At 34.2% G+C, this 841-nt stretch carries 2 protein-coding genes; both read right to left on the reverse strand.

Annotated elements, in window-relative coordinates; all coding sequences use genetic code 11:
- Positions 1-366: ATP-binding protein (locus E1176_RS00525; protein ID WP_155208638.1), on the reverse strand; the 366-nt coding region annotated here is incomplete at its 3' end.
- Positions 359-841 (reverse strand): ABC-three component system middle component 5 (locus tag E1176_RS00530; RefSeq protein WP_155208639.1); only part of this gene is annotated, 483 nt, incomplete at its 5' end. The genes E1176_RS00525 and E1176_RS00530, both read right to left, overlap by 8 nt.

Below are 841 nucleotides of genomic sequence, written 5' to 3' on the forward strand. Positions count from 1 at the left end.
ACCAAATTTTTGCCAAGATTTTCCTTCAGGAGGATCAAAACTTTCATCCATAGTTCCCCAAAAAATATAAAGTGGCACCTGGGTACTGATATTACCTTCTTCATCTTTAACTAACTCTCGTTTTATCGTCAAAATAGTGCCACTCATTTTAAATTGAGCTAAAACTTGGGAGCATTTTCTCGCTTCTGGAACAAAATCATTAAACGCCCCACCAAGCACATAAAAAATGAAGTGAGTTATAGTGGATTTTCCACTGCTGTTATCCCCACGAATAATGTTTACTCCATTATGAAACTCCTCATCATAGGCTTTTTCACCATTCTCTGTGAGAATATAAAGTCGATGAAGAAATAATTGATTACGCATCGTATTTACTTTCAGATAAATTAGTTCTACTTTTCAAGCCATCAGTTCCGAACAGTGACATTTGTTTGAAATGGGATGTCATTAAAGCTATAATATTTTTTTCCTTAGGCGATAATTCCTCAAAATTTTCAACGAATCGATTAAGAATGGACTTATCAATTATTTTAACTCTTTGTTGAGTTAAAGAAGTCTTCTCAATTACACCGTAGGAAGCAAGACAATTCATTGCGGCCAATTGATAGGGTTTTATTTTCTCAAAAACTTTCCGGTTATCTGTTACCTGTTCATATGGATTATTGGAATCCTTGATAAATTCCTTCCTAAGCTTACGTATATCGGATTCACCCTGCTTTAAACGGATTTCATGTATTTTGCTGGGAAACAGTAAATAAAAATCCCAAATCCTGATCCTCTCAATCTCGATATACGTACCATTTTCAAATTTTTTAAGGAATTGCAAAATCCTGAAGACTGT

It is taken from the genome of Fulvivirga aurantia (genome assembly GCF_009711475.1).
Lineage (GTDB): Bacteria > Bacteroidota > Bacteroidia > Cytophagales > Cyclobacteriaceae > Fulvivirga > Fulvivirga aurantia.